This window comes from Phaeocystidibacter marisrubri, from assembly GCF_008933165.1.
Classification (GTDB): domain Bacteria; phylum Bacteroidota; class Bacteroidia; order Flavobacteriales; family Schleiferiaceae; genus Phaeocystidibacter; species Phaeocystidibacter marisrubri.
The window spans coordinates 373,147-389,254 of sequence record NZ_WBVQ01000001.1 but is presented as its reverse complement, the minus strand read 5'-3'; the positions used below and the strand labels follow the sequence as shown (position 1 = coordinate 389,254).

General features: G+C 44.8%; 16 protein-coding genes. 10 read left to right on the top strand and 6 right to left on the bottom strand.

Annotated features, from left to right (window positions below):
- The first annotated feature begins 12 nt into the window (after positions 1–12).
- The 5 genes from F8C82_RS01715 (at position 13) to F8C82_RS01695 (ending at position 5,093) form a co-directional block, all read left to right on the top strand.
- A complete protein-coding gene (locus tag F8C82_RS01715; protein WP_151691710.1) occupies positions 13–927 on the top strand; it encodes a hypothetical protein in 915 nt (304 codons plus the stop codon).
- 67 nt (positions 928–994) lie between these two features.
- Positions 995–1,411 (top strand): DUF1801 domain-containing protein, encoded by a 417-nt coding sequence (locus F8C82_RS01710; RefSeq protein ID WP_151691709.1) that lies wholly within the window; start codon positions 995–997, stop codon positions 1,409–1,411.
- Between the two features lie 128 nt (positions 1,412–1,539).
- The gene (locus tag F8C82_RS01705) at positions 1,540–2,211 is read left to right on the top strand and encodes a hypothetical protein (protein WP_151691708.1); all 672 of its coding nucleotides are present in this window, start codon (positions 1,540–1,542) and stop codon (positions 2,209–2,211) included.
- 63 nt (positions 2,212–2,274) lie between these two features.
- Complete coding sequence (locus tag F8C82_RS01700; protein ID WP_151691707.1) at positions 2,275–4,095, top strand: ABC transporter ATP-binding protein; 1,821 nt, start codon at positions 2,275–2,277, stop codon at positions 4,093–4,095.
- Complete coding sequence (locus tag F8C82_RS01695) at positions 4,095–5,093, top strand: glutaminyl-peptide cyclotransferase (RefSeq protein ID WP_151691706.1); 999 nt, start codon at positions 4,095–4,097, stop codon at positions 5,091–5,093. Before F8C82_RS01700 ends, F8C82_RS01695 begins: the two co-directional genes overlap by 1 nt.
- Here the strand turns inward: F8C82_RS01695 and F8C82_RS01690 are convergent, their stop codons facing one another.
- From F8C82_RS01690 to F8C82_RS01675, 4 genes are all read right to left on the bottom strand, one after another.
- Positions 5,094–5,405 carry an FtsB family cell division protein gene (locus F8C82_RS01690; protein WP_151691705.1) on the bottom strand — a complete coding sequence of 104 codons (312 nt, stop codon included), beginning with the start codon at positions 5,403–5,405 and terminating at the stop codon, positions 5,094–5,096. It lies immediately after the preceding gene.
- Between the two features lie 466 nt (positions 5,406–5,871).
- Positions 5,872–6,435 carry a hypothetical protein gene (locus F8C82_RS01685; RefSeq protein ID WP_151691704.1) on the bottom strand — a complete coding sequence of 188 codons (564 nt, stop codon included), beginning with the start codon at positions 6,433–6,435 and terminating at the stop codon, positions 5,872–5,874.
- A 58-nt stretch (positions 6,436–6,493) separates the two neighbouring features.
- A complete protein-coding gene (locus tag F8C82_RS01680; protein WP_151691703.1) occupies positions 6,494–6,781 on the bottom strand; it encodes a hypothetical protein in 288 nt (95 codons plus the stop codon).
- A 6-nt stretch (positions 6,782–6,787) separates the two neighbouring features.
- Positions 6,788–7,441, bottom strand: coding sequence for a hypothetical protein (locus F8C82_RS01675; protein ID WP_151691702.1), 654 nt, complete (start codon positions 7,439–7,441; stop codon positions 6,788–6,790).
- Between the two features lie 189 nt (positions 7,442–7,630).
- Between F8C82_RS01675 and F8C82_RS01670 the strand changes: the two genes are divergently transcribed.
- Both F8C82_RS01670 and scpA read left to right on the top strand, forming a co-directional pair.
- Positions 7,631–9,016, top strand: a complete 1,386-nt coding sequence (locus F8C82_RS01670) for a methylmalonyl-CoA mutase family protein (protein ID WP_170266115.1) — start codon at positions 7,631–7,633, stop codon at positions 9,014–9,016.
- Positions 9,017–9,018: 2 nt separating this feature from the next.
- Complete coding sequence (gene scpA / locus F8C82_RS01665; RefSeq protein ID WP_151691700.1) at positions 9,019–11,151, top strand: methylmalonyl-CoA mutase; 2,133 nt, start codon at positions 9,019–9,021, stop codon at positions 11,149–11,151.
- Between the two features lie 76 nt (positions 11,152–11,227).
- Here the strand turns inward: scpA and F8C82_RS01660 are convergent, their stop codons facing one another.
- Complete coding sequence (locus F8C82_RS01660) at positions 11,228–12,688, bottom strand: arylsulfatase (protein ID WP_223279410.1); 1,461 nt, start codon at positions 12,686–12,688, stop codon at positions 11,228–11,230.
- Positions 12,689–12,882: 194 nt separating this feature from the next.
- Between F8C82_RS01660 and F8C82_RS01655 the strand changes: the two genes are divergently transcribed.
- Together F8C82_RS01655 and meaB are read left to right on the top strand one after the other, a co-directional pair.
- On the top strand, positions 12,883–13,209 hold the full coding sequence (locus F8C82_RS01655; protein ID WP_151691699.1) for a YbaB/EbfC family nucleoid-associated protein: 327 nt from the start codon (positions 12,883–12,885) through the stop codon (positions 13,207–13,209).
- Between the two features lie 7 nt (positions 13,210–13,216).
- Complete coding sequence (gene meaB, locus F8C82_RS01650) at positions 13,217–14,281, top strand: methylmalonyl Co-A mutase-associated GTPase MeaB (RefSeq protein ID WP_151691698.1); 1,065 nt, start codon at positions 13,217–13,219, stop codon at positions 14,279–14,281.
- Here meaB and F8C82_RS01645 read toward each other — a convergent pair.
- Entirely contained in the window at positions 14,278–14,799 is a 522-nt protein-coding gene (locus F8C82_RS01645) for a DUF7935 family protein (protein WP_151691697.1), read from the bottom strand. The two genes, meaB and F8C82_RS01645, sit on opposite strands and share 4 nt — an antisense overlap.
- Before the next feature lie 107 nt (positions 14,800–14,906).
- On the opposite strand from F8C82_RS01645, the gene F8C82_RS01640 reads away from it, so the two are divergent.
- Entirely contained in the window at positions 14,907–16,106 is a 1,200-nt protein-coding gene (locus F8C82_RS01640) for a pyridoxal phosphate-dependent aminotransferase (protein WP_151691696.1), read from the top strand.
- Positions 16,107–16,108 lie beyond the last annotated feature (2 nt).

The following is a 16,108-nucleotide window of genomic DNA, read 5'->3' as shown; positions in this document are numbered from 1 at the left end:
TAGTTTACGTTCATGAAACACACTATTCTCCTACTCGCATTGCTATTCAGTCTGACGAGCCTTTCGCAAAACATAGAGCGCTACACCACATCTTCCGCAGAGGGAATACTCCTCTTACCCGAAGGAGAAGTTCTCGGGTTAATCATCAGAGATTTTTCCGAGCTACCGGAATTGCCTGTTCGATACACCTATCAGTTCACGCCATTGGCACTTCAGGATTCAATGGCGGTCTTCGTCACCCGAACTTCTGCTTACTATCCCGATTTATATCTAAACGACGACGGCCCTAAACGACTAGACTCCTTACTGCATCAACTCTTTGAAAAGCATCCAGAAATCCCAAGTAAAAACACCTTCATCGGAGGAATATCTGCAAGTGGTACTCGGGCATTGAGGTACACGGAATACTGCAATTCTGGAAAGTCGATGTACGGTTACAAAATGAAAGGATGTTTTGCAGTTGACCCTCCGCTCGACCTTGAGAGATTCTTTCAAACCTGCGTCAAAATCTTAGAACGAAACCACGAAATAAGCAATATATGGGAGTGCAACTTAATCACCGAGACCTTACTCACTCATCTTGAAGGCACTCCCTCTGAGCAATATGACAAGTATGTTGATGCTTCAGTTTACAGCTACTCTTCACCCGACGAACCCCAAATTGCCCCGTACCTAGAAACTCCCATTATACTCATCCATGAGCCAGATGTTGAATGGTGGGTTGAAAATAGAATGGCCGCCTCAGCAGAATCAAACATGACAGATGTGAGTGCCTTCTACGTTGCGTTGGTTAGTCAAGGGCATTCGGACGCCACTCTCATCAACACAAGAGATCGCGGATACGACGTAAATGGCAACAGAAAACCACACTCTTGGTCCATTGTAAATGAGCCGGAGCTGATCGATTGGATCAAGTCGAAATTGTAAGAATCTAGCTCTTGCTTTAAATGTCTGATATGCATATTTTAAGGAACGCACTTAACACTTGTTCCGCATGTCCAGACACGAAGCTCGCCTAGCCACTGAAGCTGACATTCTATCGACCGCTTATACCGATTCGCAACGTGAAGATTGCAAGACGCTGTTAGAAATAATGAGCGAGGTAACAGGTATGAAGGCCCAATTGTGGGGAGATCGATTGATAGGATTTGGAAGCTATCAGTACAAATACCCTTCGGGAAGAGAGGGCAAATGGTTCTATACTGGGTTCTCTGCTCGCAAGAACAAACTGAGTATTTCCATCAATTCTGGATTGCAAAATCACAGCGCATTACTTCAAAAGCTCGGCAAGTTCAAAACGGGAGCAGCTTGCTTGTATGTATCCCGACTGTCCGATGTGCACATTCCAACGTTGCGCGAATTGATTCACTCCTCGTATTCAGAGATGAAGATGAAATATGAAGACGATTGAGATAGGGAGAACGGATATCAAACCTAATTCTGCCTTTGTGGAACCTTGGCAAGAACACGAAGCACTTAACCGATAAGATTGACGATTCGATTCTAATTCATTAGTTTCGAACATCAATTTTGCAGGATATGAAACGCATCACTCTCTCTGTATTCGCGTTGCTATGTGGATACCTTTCAACAGCACAATCCCAAGACACCATTATTACCCTAGAAGGTGACACATCCTTGGTAAAAGTAATCTCCATTTCAGACAACGAAGTGAGTTATGAACTTCCCAATTCCAGGGGAGTGACAATAACGAAGTCACTTTCCACCATTGAGTCGGTTGGATTTTCTGATTCTAATATGGACGATTATCTAGCTCCGAATAACACGTTGATGAACGAGTCATTCTACATCTACAGTGGTTATTTTCATAATTCAAGGTTTATAATCACCAATCCCGTTCTCGGATTTGGAGCAGACTGGTACTTTTATAAGGGATTTGGCATTGATCTAGACTGGGGCATTGGCCTGAATGACCAACCAGAAACACTTTCCTTAATTCAATTTGGAATTAGAGCAAAGTATAGAATCAATTCAACCACCAACAATTGGTTTACCACTCAAAGTATTGGTGTTCGCACCTTTCAACTGAATAGAGCCGGTGACCCGTCCGACTTAATTTATGAGTTTACAACCGCTGTGGGATATACTTTCAACTCGGGCATCGAATTGACCTTAGCGATCCCGCTCGGAGTAAATAAATACACATTCTTGAATGTGGCTCCACAACTGAGAATTGGTTTCAGGTTTTAAAAATTAGAGGCTTCGGCCTCTTTTTTTATGCTCGTTTAGAGAAGAACATCGACCTTTGCCGCCATGCAAAAAGATGAGAAGAAAGCTAAACGACTTTCGAAGGATTCGATTCGTCAGATTTTTAAGCTTTACGAATACATACGCCCATTCCGAGGAGTATTTGCTCTAGGAATGGTTTTCTTGATTTTATCTTCCCTAGCCAACCTTGCGTTTCCTATGCTCATGGGGGAGCTCATTCTCCCACCTCCCAATGCTACAGAAGGCGAAGTTGTCAATAACCTCTTACCTCAAAGCGGTGGAAGTATCAACATAGACGCTATCAACAAAACGGCACTGCAACTCATCGCCCTCTTGTTAGCACAAGCCCTGTTCAGTTATGGTCGTGTTCGCACCTTTGTTTACGTCACAGAAAATGCACTTGCTCGCTTGCGTCAAGTTACATACGAGCATCTTATCAAACTCCCTATTCAGTTCTTCAACCAACGAAGAGTTGGTGAATTGAACTCTCGTATTTCTAGTGATATCACTCAGCTGCAGGAAACCATGACCACAACACTTGCCGAGTTTGTGCGTCAGCTTATCATCATTATTGGCGGGGTCACTTTGATGGTCATCACATCTTGGAAATTGGCCCTTTTCACCTTGGCCATTCTTCCTCCCATGGTTCTGTTGGCCGTATTCTTTGGCCGATTCATTCGGAAATATTCCAAGCAATTTCAAGCTGAAGTAGCCGAAAGCAACACGATTGTTGAAGAGAGCTTACAAGGGATTTACAACGTAAAAGCCTTTGCTAACGAATTCCTTGAAATAACGAGATACCGCAAGAAGACTTCGGAAGTTGCCCAAACGGGAATTAAAGGAGGAAGCTACCGTGCTGCCTTTTCATCGTTTATGGTTGTAGGGATGTTTGGTGCGATTGTGGCCATCATCTGGAAAGCTGCTACCCTTATTGAACAAGGCCATCTTGAACACGGCGACTTGGTTTCCTTCATCCTATTGGCCGGATTCGTTGGAGGTTCTATTGCGGGATTTGCAGACGTTTACGCCCGAGTTCAAAAGGCTGTTGGCGCAACGGAAGAGTTGATGAAAATTCTCGACGAAGAAACGGAAGATCTAGACTATCATCCTTCCCCTATTCCAGGGTTTAAAGGAGATGTAGCATTTATAAACGTAACCTTCGCCTATCCAACCCGTCCAGATACCGATGTAGTTCGCAACCTTTCCTTTACCGCAAACTCTGGAGATCAAATCGCATTGGTAGGACCTTCAGGTGCCGGAAAATCAACACTCGTTCAATTGATCATGCGATTCTTTGAACCGTCCAATGGCGAGATACAGTTCGATGGTAAGCCAGCTAACCAATACAACTTATCGGTACTGCGAAACCACATGGCTGTTGTTCCTCAAGACGTATTCCTATTTGGCGGAACCATTCGTGAGAACATCGCTTATGGAAAAAGTGAAGCTACGGAAGAAGAAATCATCGAAGCCGCGAAAAAAGCCAATGCCTGGAAGTTCATTTCTGAATTTTCTTCTGGCCTTGAAACAATTGTAGGTGAACGCGGTGTTCAATTATCCGGTGGTCAGCGTCAGCGTATTGCCATTGCAAGAGCGGTACTCAAAGACCCAGCTATTCTTATTTTGGATGAAGCCACATCCGCACTTGATTCAGAATCGGAACGTCTGGTTCAAGAAGCTCTCGACAAATTGATGGTGGGTAGAACCACTATTGTGATTGCTCATAGATTGTCTACCGTAAGAAGTGCAGATAAGATCTTAGTGATGGAGAATGGTCAGATTATCGAGAGTGGCAATCACTACGAACTCTCAGAAAATAAAGAGGGATTGTACTATCAACTCTCATCCATGCAATTTGCCAACTAATGAAGAAGCTTCTCTTTCTACTAAGCTTTTTATCCCTTCTAGCGTGTACTCCTGAAAAGCTCAAGATGCACACGCAATTGTCTACTTCAGGATACAATTTCAATCGTGGAATGAAGATTGACTTGAAAGTGGAACACAATGGAGATGGATTGATTGTAAAGAGTGGAACGAAGGTCATTTCAAACAACGGAATATTTACCATCCCAGCCGATGCTAAATATGGAACCAATCACTTCATCATTACCACGTATAGAAATGAGGACAGTCTTTCTTACCCAGTTGAGTGCTTTGTTGTTCCGTCCGAGAAATCAACAACTATCGCCTACGAAGTGGTCAACACCTACCCTCATCCTTCCGAATTATTTACACAAGGATTCACCCTTTCTGGCGACTTAATTATTGAGAGTTCTGGTCAATATGGTCAATCGGCCTTGAGTACTTACAAATTGGGCAGTCGCAAAATCCTCCAACAACACAAACTACCAGAATCTTGGTTTGCCGAGGGTATGACCTTATTAGATGACACCATTTATCAAGTGACTTGGCGCGAAGGAAAATGCATGAAGTACACGTGGAATGGAAGTGAGTTCACCCCTATTAAGGAGCACGATTTCAAAATTAGAGAAGGCTGGGGGTTATCGGCCTACAACCATCAACTAGTATGGACCGATGGAACACAGAACATTCGATTTGTAGATCCATTTTCCCTTACCACAGTTTCCACTAAAGAGTCGATGAACAGCGATGGGTATTTCGGGAACCTAAACGAAACGGAGATCTACAAAGGCTACTTAGCCGCCAACATATGGCAATCAGATCGAATTGTTTTTATCGATTTGGAATCGGGTGCTTCTACTCGACACCTAGATCTTACGGAAATTGCCATCCAACACGATGACCAAGGCACACTGAATGGAATTGCTGTCAGAGGAGAAAACCTTCTGATTACGGGTAAAAATTGGGATGTGATTTACGAATTGAAGTTGGACTGGAAGTAACTACTCTTCCTCTGTTTCAATCAAGAAAACTTCTTCACCTTCCTTGTGCATCCAGTATTGCTCTCGAGCGAATTTCTCTAGCTTCTCTGGATCACTTTCTAATTCCTCTAGCTCCCGCTTATTCTGCTCAAGATCCGACTGATAGTTGGTTTTACCTTGTTCCAATGCTTCGATCTGCTTGTTCAGCTCCCTGTGAAGAAGAAAGGAATTTCGATCGAGAAAAGAAATCCACACCACAAAGACGATAGTTGCGAGAACATATTTGTTGCTCAACATCTTAAACCATCGTTTTTTGCGCCACTTCTTAAGCATATATCAAAAGTAACGCATCTGATTACGGACTATTTGAGGTTGAAGATGGAGTTATTCACAACGGTCGGTTGGTGGTTGGCGTTCGGGGGTTAAGGACTGATGGTGGATCTTGGATGGTGGATTGCTGGTGTTTGGGACTGGCGTCATACGCTTATCATCAAGTAAGGCATTCTTTTGGTGGTCTTCGCCCCCGGGGACAGCACCCCTGTCCCCAGCTTCAAGTTAGCCATTCCCAAATTGAGCTTCGGCAATCTCACAAGTGAAATTTTAATTCACAGCGACTAGCCGATAGTAAACGTTTACCGCACGACTAATACAAAGTCCTCTTCGTAAATTGATAACGGGGAAGCGGGAGCGCCCCCGGGCAGAACCGAGGCTGCCAAAGAGATCACGGTATCTAAATCCATTCTCCTCATTTTTTCATTTTCACGCTTCACGATCTCGGCTCTCCTTCTTTTCTCACTCCTCACTCTCCTACCATCACTGACAATTCCTTTAATCGATCGGAATCTGGAAAATCGCGTTTGTATTCTTTATAAACTTCTTCTGCTACAGTTGGATCTAATCTACTCGATGTTGCTAAAATCAATGCTTGCTTCACATAATTAAAGCGGACTGCCTCAAGATCTGGACGCAGTTCTACCGCCTTTTTATAATTCGTATAAGCAAGCCAACTATTACCTCTCGACTCGTAAGTAAAGCCTGAATTTATGTAGTCTTGAACGCCCATGTTCCTTTCTGTCGACATATGATATTCTTGTGGAGAATCTGGAGCTCTCCACAACGAAGGGTAATCAAGTGACTTAAAAAGTAATGGACTCATCACGAGCACCACAAATCCCAAAACACCAACACCAATTAAACGTTTTATACGTTGGGTCTTCCGCCTATTCTTATACTCGTCCCTGATTTGCTTTAATTGTTGGGGAGTGGCCGTTGGTAGATTTTGTAATCGTCGATTTCTCTCTTCCTTTGAAATTGTCCTAGCCAAAGGATGACCGTCAATCCAACGAACGCGCTTGCGAAGCATATTCGCATTGTTTCGCAGAGTGATGATCATGGATACAACCGATCCTCCAAAGCCCATATCAGTCGGTTAATAGTAACATTATCAAAAAAATCACCACTGCCAGTGCCAGCGTTGCACTGATTCGCTTTATCGCTCTATTCCTTCTGTTCTTTTCGGATTGCTCTGAAATGGCAGCCAAAACTTTCGGATCTGCAGGCTCTATTGTCGTGGGTTGAATCTTAGCTCTTAAACCAATCATATCCTTAACCGGCTGCTTTCTCCTGCCAGCTAACGTATTCATTCGTGCCACTTTGCGATTGCGAAGTTGCTTCAACTGCTCTAAACCATTTGTTCCAGAATACCCCATTAATCTCTATTTACTCGAAAGTACCATCTCCCCTAACTCTACTCTCATCGAACCGTTAGGAAAAGCGGAAACATATTCTTCCCAAGCCGTTAGAAGAAGTTTTTGGTTTACCGTTTTCTGTCCTTTCACAAAATTTAAAGTTGATAAGACATATTGATTCGCCAAGTCCTCATTATCCATTCTCAATCGCCACAGGTGTTTATACAACCCCATAGCTCCAAAGTAATCCCCCGTACGCATCATTGATTCTGCTCGAGGTAGTTCTTGTGCAAGTTCCAACCTCAACGCTTCATTTCTCTTTCGGTTAATTACAATTTGTTCCGCTTGAGAAATTTGAACTTCGCCCGACTTGAAATTCAACTCATTCGTAATAGCAGACATCATATAGAATAGCCCAGCGACAACTACAGCAGACCCTACAAACACCAATGCACTCAGCATTTTTGTCCTACCTCGATCTGCGACATTCTGTGCTCTAATGCTAGCTAAAAGCTCAGGTGAAGCAACCGGTTGATTTATTCGGCGACGTTCCCTTTCTTCTGCGGAAGCTATGCGCTTAAGCACAGGTTGACCTCCCAACTTCTTCGTTCTCTCCAACAATGATTGATTGGAACGAAGCGATTGGATCATCGCCATAACTGAAACTCCAACACCTAACATCTGAATGTTTATGAATACGTCCTTGGGGAATCTCTGAATGCAGAGATTATGAGAGCCTCTTAAAAATACAAAAAAATATCGATTCTTTCAGAACCGTGATGCCGCGTAGACACCTCTATGCAAACGAACGAAGCATGCTTATCTAACTGCTATACCTTACCTTTACGGCAAATCACGAAATCTCGATTCATGTCAAATTCGAGCCTAACTTTTCAAGAGTTTCCCGCTGCTTCAAAGGCAGAATGGATTGCGAAAATTGAAAAGGAATTGAAAGGTGGAAATTTCGAAGATCTCTTTACACACTATGGAGGAGATATTACACTTTCACCCACTTATCATTCCGAGGACTTACCCAGCGCAGCTGCAGTCCCTACCCGCACTTCAAAAATTGTCGATACCATTGAAGGTATTTATGTAGATGATGCCAGCGAAGGAAATAAAGCCATCTTAGACGTCCTTAATAAGGGGTGCAGTGGAGTTATGCTCTATCTGAAAAAAGGAGTTCAATTAGCCCCTCTCTTGGCAGATGTTTTGATTGAACACATCACAGTTCACTATGTGTCTAATGGAGAAGCTAGCAATGTTCAATCCCAGTTATTGGACATCATTACTGAACGCGGTTTGAATCCAGCAGAAATTCGAGGTTCTATCAATGTTGATCCCATCGAAAACCTGGCAAGAACAGGTGAGTGGTTTTCTTCGGAAGAATCAGATTTCAACACACTTGAGTCGCTCATAAACTCTCCGCTGAAAAGCATGAATAACCTCGCTGTTAATGCGAATATCTACCACAATGCAGGCGCGAGTGCTGCAACCGAACTCGGACTCACGCTAGCTCATGCCCACGAGTTTATTGGAAGATGGGGATCATCTGCATTTAGCCACACTACATTCAACATGGCCATCGGCAAGTCTTATCTTCTCGAAGTTGCCAAGTTCCGAGCGCTACGTTCGCTTTGGGCTAAAGTAGGTGAAGCCTACGAAACGGAAGCTGCCGCACACATTTATGCAGAAACAGGACTTCGCAATAAGACCATTTTCGATCCTAATGTAAATATGCTCCGTACAACCACAGAAGCCATGAGCGCGCTGATTGGCGGTGTGGATGAGGTTTGTGTTCAACCCTATGACATCACCTTCCGGGAGTCGACACCTCAGGCGAGACGAGTGGCCCGCAATCAAGCCTTAGTGATGCAATACGAGGCTTTCGTGACTAAAGTGAATGACCCCGCCGCAGGTAGTTATGCGATTGAAAACCTCACCAACGACCTCTGTGAAGAAGCTTGGAAAGTATTCCGAGAAATAGAAGCTAAAGGTGGAATGATTGAAGCGCTGAAATCGGGATTTGTTCAAGAACTGATAGAAAGAGAAGCTGCCATTGAGCAAGAACTATACAACGAGGGCAAGATCATCCTTGTAGGAACCAACAAGTTCCCCAACGCTGCTGAGAAAATGTCGAAAGAAGCTACGACTCCACTCTTTGCCTCTGATAATAGCGAGGGAAAAGTAATTCGCAAAATTGTCGCTCGCAGACTCTCAGAAGCAGAGGAACAAACTAGACTTAAAGCCGAGTAAATATGGGAAAAGTAGACTTTAGCAACACTACTTGGTCGGCTCCAAAGCACAGCCCTAAACCAATCGACGCCTCAGATTGGAAAACCTCTGAAGGCATAGAAATAAAGAAGCAATACACAGCAGACGATGCGGGTGATTTGAAGCACTTGAACTATGTTTCAGGAATCGCTCCTTACCTCCGTGGCCCTTATGGTTCAATGTATGTTCAACGACCATGGACAATTCGTCAATACGCCGGTTTCTCCACCGCAGAAGAATCGAATGCGTTCTATCGCAGAAACCTAGCTGCAGGACAAAAAGGTCTTTCGGTGGCCTTCGACTTGGCCACACACCGTGGTTATGATTCCGACCATCCACGAGTGGTTGGCGATGTAGGTAAAGCCGGAGTTGCCATTGACAGTGTAGAGGACATGAAGGTTCTCTTTGATCAGATTCCACTCGACGAAATGTCGGTTTCAATGACGATGAACGGAGCTGTGATTCCTGTAATGGCTTTCTACATTGTAGCCGCAGAAGAACAAGGTGTAAGCACGGAACAACTTTCGGGGACAATCCAAAACGATATTCTCAAAGAGTTCATGGTGCGCAACACCTACATCTATCCTCCCAAACACAGCATGCGCATCATCGCAGACATCTTCGAATACACTTCGAAAAAGATGCCTCGATTCAACTCCATTTCCATCTCTGGCTACCACATGCAAGAAGCAGGTGCAACAGCTGATTTGGAGCTCGCATACACTCTAGCAGACGGCTTGGAATACATTCGAACAGGACTTGCTGCAGGAATTGATATTGATGATTTTGCCCCTCGTCTTTCCTTTTTCTGGGCGATTGGCATGAATCATTTTATGGAGATTGCCAAGATGAGAGCCGCACGTATGATTTGGGCGAAACTCGTAAAAGAGTTCAATCCAAAGAATGCAAAATCAATGGCTTTGCGTACGCATTCTCAAACTTCTGGATGGAGTTTGACCGAGCAAGATCCTTTCAACAACGTTGCGAGAACCTCTATAGAAGCGCTGGCCGCTGCTTTCGGAGGAACACAGAGTTTGCACACCAATGCATTGGATGAAGCCATCGCTCTTCCAACCGACTTCTCAGCGCGTATCGCACGTAACACACAGCTACACCTTCAACTGGAAACAGGCATTACTAAAACCGTTGACCCATGGGCAGGCAGCTATTACGTTGAAACACTTACAGCCGAGATTGCCGATAAGGCTTGGGCGCTGATTCTAGAAGTGGAAGAACACGGCGGTATGACCAAAGCGATTGAAGCGGGAATTCCAAAAATGCGAATTGAAGAAGCTGCTGCTAGAAAGCAGGCGCGTATTGACAGTGGAGCAGATATCATCGTAGGTGTTAATGCTTTCCAGCCAGACTCTGCAGACCCTATTGATATTCTTGAGGTAGATAACACTAAGGTGCTTCATTCTCAAATTGAGCGCCTTAAATTGCTTCGAGACAAAAGAAACGAAGCTGAAACCCAAGCTGCGCTTGCCAAACTAGCGAACGCTGCCAATGGCGGAGAAGGCAACTTGCTTGAGCTTGCCGTGGAAGCTGCTCGTCACCGCGCAACTCTCGGTGAGATTAGCGACGCCATGGAAAAGAGTTTTGGTAGATATACCGCGACCATCCATTCCATCGCAGGGGTATATGCCAACGAAATTAAATCTAACCCTATGTTCGAAGAAGCACGCGCCAAAGCGGATGAATTCGCACAGCTCGAAGGTCGCCGTCCACGTATTATGGTGGCCAAAATGGGACAAGATGGACACGACCGTGGTGCAAAAGTGGTGGCCACTAGCTTTGCCGACTTGGGATTTGACGTGGATATTGGGCCATTGTTCCAAACTCCAGCAGAAGCAGCGAAACAAGCCGTAGAAAATGATGTTCACATCCTAGGTGTTAGTTCTCTCGCTGCTGGTCACAAAACCTTGGTACCACAGGTAATTGCAGAACTGGAAAAACTAGGTAGACCTGACATTATGGTAGTTGTTGGAGGGGTGATTCCTCAACAGGATTACAATTACCTCTATGAAGCTGGCGTAGTAGGGATCTTCGGTCCTGGTACGGTGATCGCTTCAGCAGCTAGCAAGATTCTAGATGTAATGATTGAGAGCGCTAAATGAGCGCACTTCTTATAAACACAGAAAGCCCGATTGCTGATGCAATCGGGCTTTCTTTTTGGGATAAAGCAATTACATGCTATTGATGTGTGCTCGATCGCATAATCTTATTCACCGCCTCATTGACGTTCAACGAAGCAGCCTCTTGACGAGGTGGGAATTCACGGAAGGTTTCCAAGTGATCCCTCAAAATACCAATAGCTGGCTGCAATGTCCAAGACTTCTGCATTATCAAATGGAAGCCTGTGACATCATCGTACTTTTCGTAAGGATCCTTTCTAAGGTTGAACAGCTGAGGCATAGTGTGGGTAACCATGTCGTCAAAGTAACGCTCCTTTGTTGCAAAGTGCATCTTCCAAGGTCCTACTCGCAAAGCAGTTAAGCTAGATTCATAATAATAGAAGAAAACATTGCGTGCCGATTCGTCAGACTCGCCTCTCCAATAATCCCAGTTGTTGTATCCATCAATATGAACCTTATAAGTCATATTGCCGATCTTCTTCCCTTCTTTCAGTTCTTCAGTTAGATCATCTTCACCAAGAGCAGCCATAACGGTTGGAACTACGTCTTCGTGAGAAGAAATGCCATTGCGGATTAACCCTGCAGGAATGTGCCCTGGCCATCTGACCATGAAAGGAGCGCGAACACCGCCCTCATAGGTGGTCATTTTCTCGCCTCGGAATTGCGTTACGCCCGCATGTGGCCATGTGCTTTGTTCCGGACCGTTGTCCGTTGTATAAATCACAATGGTATTCTCATCAATTCCCAGTTCTTCCAAATAATCTAACAACTGACCTACATGTCCATCGTGTTCTATTAAACCGTGACCAAATAAGTCCAAATCTGTGCTAATATCCGTAGCAAGATTGGCTGATTCCTCCTTGAGGTGCGTATACACATGCATACGGCTGGTGGCATGCCAAATAAAGAATGGCTCGTCCGCATCGACCGCTTCTTTCATAAAGTTCTTAGAACGCGCTACAAGCTCCTCATCAAAGGTTTTCATGCGCTCACTGGTCAACTGACCAACATCTTCAATTCTACCATCTGAATACGAATGGATAATTCCACGAGGTCCGTACTGCTCAAGAAAAGCAGGGTCTGAAGGGTAATCCGCTTGTTCAGGCTCTTCGGAGACATTTAAGTGGTAGAGGTTTCCGTAGAATTCATCAAAACCGTGCGCGGTTGGAAGATGTTCATCTAAGTCGCCCAAGTGATTCTTCCCAAACTGTCCCGTCCTGTACCCAAGTGGTTTGAGCAGCTCGGCAAGTGTAGGGTCCTCTTTCTTAATCCCCAGTGGATTTCCAGGCTGACCGACGGTTGTAAGTCCAGTTCGTACGGGATATTGCCCCGTGATGAAAGCCGCTCTACCAGCGGTGCAACTAGGCTGAGCATAATGATCCGTGAATATCGCTCCTTCTTTTGCTATTCGATCAATATTAGGAGTGGGATATTGCATACCCAAAGTGTAACAGCTCAGTGAATTAGGCGCCACATCGTCTACCATAATAACGAGGATATATAGGTCTATCCTGAGCATAGCCCACAAGGGATAAAAGCGCAAGTGCCGCTGCTGAAAGAAATTGAAATTTTATGTGCTTCATAAATTGTTGGATAAGGTTTCTTCTAAAGTACAAAAAGGAAAAATCAATACCCATAGACCAGGAAGAAGGCGCTCTACCACCCCTTCATTCAACTGAACGCATCTTATCTTTGCTGAAAACACATGCACCCATGTTTGGAGGAATGAAAGATATGATGGCTCAATTGCAGCAAGCCCAAGCTAAAGTGGAAGAAGCTAAAGCTAGATTGGACACCATTACTGTTGAAGGTAAATCGAGCAACGGCAAGGTTGTAGCTGTAGTGACAGGCAATAGAAAAGTGGTTGACTTAACCATTGACAGCAGTTTGGAAGACACCGAAGAAATTGCCGACCTTGTGGTGATTGCTATGAATGATGCTCTCGCCAAGGCAGAAAGTGTAAACGAAGCTGAAATGGGAGCTGCTGCTAAATCATCAATGCCGAATATCCCAGGAATGGGAGGAATGTTCGGAAAGTAAAAATCCAATGGACGAGCAGAAGAAGTCTTCCGCTTTAAGCGAAGTTGCAGGTGTTGAAGGTCAATCCTCCATCAACCCTAATCTGTCACATTTCAAGCACAAACGACAGAGAGAAGATTCAACATCGCTCGTTGAAAGAATGCGCGAAGGTGATCGATCTGCTCTAAGTAGAGCGATTACCATAGTTGAAAGTACTCGTCCAGCAGATTATCCTCTAGCCGACGAGCTGGTAACGGCTTGTTTACCCCATTCTGGGAAAAGTATTCGAATTGGAATTACAGGAGTTCCCGGTGTTGGCAAAAGCACGTTCATTGAACGCTTCGGCCGACAGTGGATAGAAAAAGGCCACAAGGTAGCTGTGCTTGCTGTTGATCCTAGTTCGGCAAAAACCGGAGGAAGCATCCTCGGCGATAAAACACGCATGAATCTTCTATCTCAAGAAGAAGATGCCTTCATCCGCCCCAGTCCAAGTGCGGGAAGTTTGGGTGGCGTTGCTCGAAAAACTCGAGAATCAATCATTCTATGTGAAGCCGCTGGATACGACATCATCATCATTGAAACAGTAGGGGTTGGACAGTCTGAAATCAGTGTAAAGCGGATGGTCGATTTGTTTGTTCTCCTGCTCCTTCCTGGCGCTGGCGACGAATTGCAGGGCATCAAGCGTGGCATTATGGAAATGGCCGATGTCATCTTTCTGAACAAAGCCGATAGCGGACAGGAACGAAAGGCACAACTCGCCGCAGGAGAGGTTCGAAGAGCCCTTAAACTCTATCCAGAAGATCCCCGTGGATGGACTGTTCCTGTTCAACCCATATCCGCCATGGATGGAACTGGACTCCCGGAAGCACTAGATGAAATCGAAAAATTCCAACGACACATGACCCTCAAGGGACACTGGGATCAATTGAGATCTGAACAAGCTGCATGGTGGTTTGACGACACGGTTGGTGAATTCCTAAAAGCACATTGGTTTGCTCAAGAAGACAAAAAAGCGGCTTATGAAGCCGCTTTAAAGAGTGTATCGACTGGCGAAATGAGTCCACTCGCAGCCGCAAGAAAATTGTTTTCTTAAAATTCTCTGTACGCTTCGTTCTTGAGAAAGTGAATGGCATTTCGAGTCGGAAATGTCCCCAACTCCATGGCGTGCTCCAAAATCTTCTTACTCAAATCTACTCCTGTAGCATTTGCAGGGAGTTGCGCTGCAACGCGATTAACGATGCTCACTGTTGCAGATTTTGCTGTGACAACCATTTGCCAAGCTTCTTCTGAAACGTAAATCTGCTGACTCAAGTTGTATTCAAACTCATTGCGAATAGCCTTCAATAAGAGAGACTGATACTCAGAAGCCGTCAAACCTTTAGCCGGAGTTCGAACCAACAAGCTATTTGGAGTAATGCGCTCTAGAAAGAGCGTGATGCGCTCAAAGGCCTGCATTCGAATGGGTAACGCCTGCTTCTGAGCCTCTTTACGAATAAAGTAAGCCCTTCTGTTCTCCTCATTTTCCGTGAAATTGGAAAGCATGAGATAGGCTAGAAGCAGCATGAGAAGTGCAGGGAAAGTATATTTCAGTATCTCGAGAAAAATCTCCATTGGTAGCTATTTTGAAAGGAACACAAATATCGAAAAAAAAATGCCCTGCCGATATCTATCCTCACACTTCTGAAAACCTTTACATTTGTTGTTTAATTCGCTGAAATATGACTGAACAGCTCTCAACGCGTGTACAAGCGTTGGAACTTCCGATGACAATTGAAATGTCCAAGAAGAGTCGCGAGCTTGCGGCTAAAGGAGTAGACGTAATTAGTTTGAGCCTAGGTGAGCCGGATTTTGATACTCCAGACTTCATCAAAGAAGCGGCTATCGAAGGCATCCACCAAAATTACAGTCACTACATGCCGGTTCCGGGTTTTACCGACTTGCGTGAAGCTATAGCAGCGAAATTTAAGCGTGATAACCACCTCACCTATGGGGTTGATCAAATCATTGTAAGTACCGGAGCCAAACAAACATTGGCAAACCTAATGCTCAGCTTGATTGAGCCCGGCGACGAGGTAATCATCCCCGCTCCGTATTGGGTGAGCTATTTAGATATGGTGAAGTTTTGCGAAGGTGTTCCTGTAGTTGTTGAGAGCAGCATCGAAACAGGCTACAAAATCACACCAGAGCAATTGGAAGCATCGATTACGGATAAGTCGAAATTGATGATTTTCTCTTCTCCGAATAACCCTTCAGGCGCAATGTACAGCGAAAGCGAGCTCGAAGGATTGGCACGTGTTCTCCGCAAATACCCGAACATCTTTGTAATTAGTGACGAGATCTACGAATTGATTCAATACGGCTACAAGCACACCAGTATTGCTTCATTAGACGGAATGTACGATCGCACCGCTACCGTGAATGGATTGTCGAAAGGCTTCGCCATGACGGGCTGGAGAATTGGTTACATGGGCGCCCCTGCTTGGGTAGCAAAAGCATGTGACAAAGTTCAAAGTCAGTTTACTAGCGGCACCAATAGCATTGCACAACGCGCTGCCATCGCAGCCGTTTCTACTGAGCCTTCACAGATTCAATACATGATTGATGCCTTCACTGAACGACGCACCAAGATGCTGAATTGGCTAGGTTCGCTGCCAGGATTTAGAACAAGTAACCCAGAAGGTGCGTTCTATGTATTTGCCGAAATTTCTGAATTGATCGGAAAATCATTCAACGGTAAAGTAATTGAAAACGACATGGACCTCTGCATCTACTTCCTCGAAGAAGGACATGTGAGCAGTGTTCCAGGTTCGGCCTTTGGTCTACCAGGTCACATTCGCTTTAGTTACGCCGCTTCCATCAGCGAATTGGAAGAAGCCTACAAGCGACTGGCGGTAGCCATTGATAATTTGAGCGCATAATC